Raw genomic sequence first — 4,409 nt, forward strand, 5'->3', positions numbered from 1 at the left:
TGCGACCGCCCGGCACGAACGGCTCGATCCGCGCCCACTGATCGTCCCGAAGAACCTCGCCTTCCAACACACCCTCCAAAGAGAAGCGTTGAATCAGAACAGCGCCAGTCAGGGAATCCTAAATCGTCACTACCGCCTAGAAGATCCTGGACTACAGGCTCGGCGAGGGCGTCGCGGGAAACCGCGACGCCTCTTCCGTTTTTCGCTCGGCATAGTCCGGATGGGTCATGCGGCGAGGGCGCCGGGCGCGCAGGGTGACGGCGTAGCGGGCCGGATCGGCGGCCGGGCGAGGGCCTTGGCCCTCATCCTGCAGCCCTCCGCGCCATTCGCGACGCCCTCCAACCCCGAGGGGCGTCGCCGCCAAGGCGCCAGCCGCCGCACAAGCTATCCCCACGGGTGGCGGCTGAGCGTCGAGGTCTAGCTGTCGAGGGTCGCGCGCAGCATCCAGGCGTGTTTCTCGTGCGCCGTCAGCCGGTCGGTGAGCAGCCCCGCCGTCACCTCGTCGCCGGCCTCCTGGGCCGCGGGCAGGGTCGCGTAGAGCGTGCCGATCAGGGCCTCGTGGCTGGCGATCAGGTCCTTGACCATGCCGTCGGCCTTGTGCGCCGGATCGCCGTCCTTGATCGCCGACAGCTTGCCGAAGGCCTCGTAGCCCTGGGGCGCCAGCTCGCCCAGCGCGCGGATGCGTTCGGCGACCTCGTCGATGGCCGTCCACATCTCGGTGTACTGGGCCATGAACAGAGTGTGGAGCTGGGCGAAGTTCGAGCCCCGGACGTTCCAGTGATAGCCGTGGGTCTTCAGATAGACCGCGTAGGAATCCGCCAGCAGCCTGGCGAGGCCGTCGGCGGCCGCCTTGCGGGCTTGGGGATTGGGTCCGGCGTTGGTCATGTCTTCTCCTTGGCTGTCAGGCGGTCGCGGAACGGGGCGGCGCAGCCTCGGTTCCGCGCCCGATCCGCTCCCAGATCCTCTCATGCACCGCGAAGGCGACAGTCTGGAAGAGGGGTTCGATCAGTCCGATCGCCAGCGCCGCGCGCCAGTCCCGCGTCAGGGCGTAGGCGACGCTGATCGCCACGCTGAGGTGCATCAGGCTGTAGCTCAGGGTCTTCTTGGCGGCGTACATGGCTGGATCTCAGTTGCGATTGGTTCGCAATATACACGCCAATGAGATCTGATTGAAGAGGTTGGCCTGATCAGATCTCCTTCTCGCCGTCTCGTCGAAACTTATGGCGCGTAGAGCGCGCCAAATGCCACGGCCACGCGTCCTATTGACAAAGCCCGGCCAATCTTATCAGTTTTCCATATGTTGAACTATAAGCATCGAGACCTTGATCGTGTCTTCGCCGCCCTGGTCGACCCCACACGGCGGGCGATCCTGACGCGGCTTGAGCAAGCCGAGTCTCTTTCGATCACAGCGCTCGCCGAGCCATTTCCCATCAAGCTTCCAGCGGTGATGAAGCACCTCGACGTGTTGTCGGACGCTGGTCTGATCTCGCGCTCCAAGCAGGGCCGCACTGTCGCCGTCCGCCTGTCGCCCGAGCCCCTTCGCGAGGCGCGCGACTGGTTGAGCCGATATGAGCGGTTCTGGTCGTCGGCCTTGGACCGCCTCGCTGTGTACGCAGAATCCAAGGATACGCAGGCCAGGGCCGAAGGAGAATGACCACAAGCCTGACCCTGGTCCGGCGGATTCGCGCCCGCCCGACGATCGTTTTCGACGCTCTGACGACGGCCGAGGGCGTCAGCGCGTGGTGGGGACCTGACGATCTGCCTGTGATGCTGGCGGAGATCGACGCCCGCGTCGGCGGGTCGTTTCGCGTCCGCTTCAAGACGCTGGACGGGCAAGAGCACGAGGCTTGCGGGGAATACCTGGAAGTCATTCCGCCTCACCGCATCGTCATGACCTGGCGCTACATTTTCGGCGGCGAGCCCGAGGAGCTCGGGCGCGTCTCGCGCATCGAATGCGACCTGGCGCCCATCGCGGGGGGAACCGAACTTACCTTCACCCACGCCGACCTTAGAAACGAAGCTTCGCTCGCGAGCCATGAGCAGGGCTGGACCGGATCGATGGCCAAGCTCGTTGGCCGGCTCGGCCAGCTTTGATGGCGAGCCATCTCAACCATCAGAAATCTTAGGAGGATCTTCAAGGCGATGCAGACAATTGATTCTCGGGCTCGCGCCGCGACCGCGGGCGCCTTCCTCGTCCTGGTGGGTGCGCCTTTCGCCGGCGGGCTCGCCCATGCCCAGCCAAAGACCGCGGCCTATGCGACGATGGCGTCCCCGGCGGCTTATCGGACCGAGAGCCGATCGGAAGAGATCGCCCTGGCGCGCAGCGCCGCGCCTGCGTCAATCTCCGACAAGGCGGAGGTGCTGGTGCTCGGGGACGGCGGCTATGAGACCGCCGCCAAGGGCTCGAACGGCTTTGTCTGCATCGTTAATCGGTCATGGGCGAACGACTTCGGTGACGTCGAATTCTGGAACCCGAAGATTCGCTCGCCGATCTGCTTCAATTCCGCCTCCGTGCGCTCCGTGCTGCCGACCTACCTGACGCGCACCACATGGGTGCTATCGGGGACGTCCGTCGCCGAGATGCAATCTAGGACAAAGGCCGCATTGGGGACCGGTGCGATCCGGCCGCCTGAGGCAGGGGCCATGTGCTACATGATGTCGAAGCAGGGCTACGCGAGCGACAAGGCTGGCGGTCCCTGGCGCGCGCACCTCATGTTCTTTGTCCCTCAGGTTCAGCCCGAGGCTTGGGGGGCAAACCTCCCTGGCGTCCCGGTGATGGGCGGCGCAAGCAGCGTGGAGCCCCTGTCGGTTTTCTTCGTGCCGGTGGAGCGATGGTCCGATGGGTCTCCGGACCATCAAGGACACTGAGCGAAGAATCGCGGCACGGCGCACCCTGAGCTCGGGAAGCCGGGCTCCCAGTCCAATGAAAGGATGTCGAATGAGGTTTCTCTGCCTCGGCTATTACGATGCGGCCAAGATGGATGCGCTCCCCAAGCCGGAGATCGACGCCATCATGGCGCAGTGCCGCCCGCACCTCGATGATCTCCACGCGACCAGGCAGGTGCTCCTTGACCTCGGCCTTGAGGTCGAAACCAGATCCGTCCGCAGAGTCGATGGCGCTGTGCGCATCACCCAGGGCCGCGTGGTTGAGTCCCATGCGCTCATCGGAAGCGCCTTTGTCATCGAGGCCCGCGACTTTGAAGAGGCGATCGCCGTGGCCTCCAAGCACCCCAGCACTCAAGTGCCCGCCGGTGAACAGTTCGGTTGGGCGGTCGAGATTCGCCCCATTCACACCTATCGCGCCCCAACGAAAGCCGAGCCGTTGAAGGCCTGAGCCAAGCTCGAATGCGCATGATCGTCCACCCATGGGACTACGGCCCCGGCGCATTGGACGCCACGCCTGCGTTGACGTGAAGCGGTGGCCGTTGGCCAGAAAGCGGAGTCTCTTGGCGCCAGCCAAGAGCCCGGAGCGGCTGCTCATAGGGCGGCCGCCGAACACCTACCTTGTGTCGGTTTTCACCGTTGGCTCGCCGTCTTGAAGCGGACCTAGTCGCCATATCCAGAAACCGACGAATTGTCGGACGAGGATCGACCGGCCAACCTAGGTTCGCCGAGGTTTGGATCGGGCCCGCTTAGGCTCGAAAAGCAAGACCGGCGCTCATCGCGTCGCTCACCTGGATCATAGGTTCGAACCTGGGCCCTCCAGGATCGGCGACTCCTAATCGCGCTTGGCGCCGGGGGCTTTTTGGTTATCGTCGTTCACATGACCGCCCGACAGAGGCGGCGCGGAGGAGCGACCCATGAAGTTCACCTGGTTCAACCTGATGCCGTGGCCGTATCTGCCGGACGATTTCCGGGAGAAGAACCGCTCCGTCTGGGTCGATATCGACCAGAAGCTGTTCGACCCGGCCAAGAGCCATGAGGTCTACAACACCTACATGGACCTCCTTGAGTACGCCGATACTCTTGGCTTCGACGGCGTCGGGGTGAACGAGCACCACCAGAACGGCTACGGCATCATGCCCAGCCCCAACATCATCGCCGCGGGCCTGGCGCGCCGCACCAAGGACGCGGCCATTGTCGTCCTGGGCAACTCCATCGCGCTCTACAATCCGCCGATCCGCGTGGCCGAGGAGTTCGCCATGCTGGACTGCATCTCCGGCGGGCGGCTGGTTGCCGGGTTCCCGGTCGGGACCTCCATGGACACCAACTACTGCTACGGCCAGATCCCGTCGCTGACGCGGGAGAAGTACCAGGAAGCCCACGACCTGATCATCAAGGCCTGGACCACGCGCGAGCCCTTCGCCTGGAACGGCCGCTACAACAAGCTGCGGCACGTCAACATCTGGCCGCGCCCGATCCAGGACAAGCCGCATCCCCCGGTCCACATCCCCGGCGGCGGGTCGGTG

Annotated in this window: 7 protein-coding genes; 5 read left to right on the forward strand and 2 right to left on the reverse strand. The window is 64.7% G+C overall.

What is annotated here, in order from left to right:
• Positions 1 to 417: 417 nt before the first annotated feature.
• A complete protein-coding gene (locus Q8Q77_RS00140; RefSeq protein ID WP_305579935.1) occupies positions 418 to 885 on the reverse strand; it encodes a Dps family protein in 468 nt (155 codons plus the stop codon).
• A gap of 16 nt (positions 886 to 901) precedes the next feature.
• Positions 902 to 1,117 (reverse strand): DUF2061 domain-containing protein, encoded by a 216-nt coding sequence (locus tag Q8Q77_RS00145; protein WP_305579937.1) that lies wholly within the window; start codon positions 1,115 to 1,117, stop codon positions 902 to 904.
• A 180-nt stretch (positions 1,118 to 1,297) separates the two neighbouring features.
• Here Q8Q77_RS00145 and Q8Q77_RS00150 point away from each other — a divergent pair, with 180 nt between their 5' ends.
• The 5 genes from Q8Q77_RS00150 to Q8Q77_RS00170 all read left to right on the forward strand — a co-directional run.
• Entirely contained in the window at positions 1,298 to 1,654 is a 357-nt protein-coding gene (locus tag Q8Q77_RS00150) for a helix-turn-helix transcriptional regulator (RefSeq protein ID WP_305579938.1), read from the forward strand.
• Positions 1,651 to 2,094: an SRPBCC domain-containing protein gene (locus Q8Q77_RS00155; protein WP_305579939.1), complete on the forward strand. Its 444-nt coding sequence runs from the start codon at positions 1,651 to 1,653 to the stop codon at positions 2,092 to 2,094. The genes Q8Q77_RS00150 and Q8Q77_RS00155 overlap by 4 nt, the downstream gene beginning before the upstream one ends.
• A gap of 48 nt (positions 2,095 to 2,142) precedes the next feature.
• Complete coding sequence (locus tag Q8Q77_RS00160; RefSeq protein ID WP_305579941.1) at positions 2,143 to 2,868, forward strand: hypothetical protein; 726 nt, start codon at positions 2,143 to 2,145, stop codon at positions 2,866 to 2,868.
• A 70-nt stretch (positions 2,869 to 2,938) separates the two neighbouring features.
• A complete protein-coding gene (locus Q8Q77_RS00165; protein ID WP_305579943.1) occupies positions 2,939 to 3,334 on the forward strand; it encodes a YciI family protein in 396 nt (131 codons plus the stop codon).
• A 466-nt stretch (positions 3,335 to 3,800) separates the two neighbouring features.
• A partial coding sequence (locus tag Q8Q77_RS00170; protein ID WP_305579945.1) for an LLM class flavin-dependent oxidoreductase occupies positions 3,801 to 4,409 on the forward strand: 609 nt, incomplete at its 3' end.

It is taken from the genome of Phenylobacterium sp. (assembly GCF_030698145.1).
Lineage (GTDB): Bacteria > Pseudomonadota > Alphaproteobacteria > Caulobacterales > Caulobacteraceae > Phenylobacterium.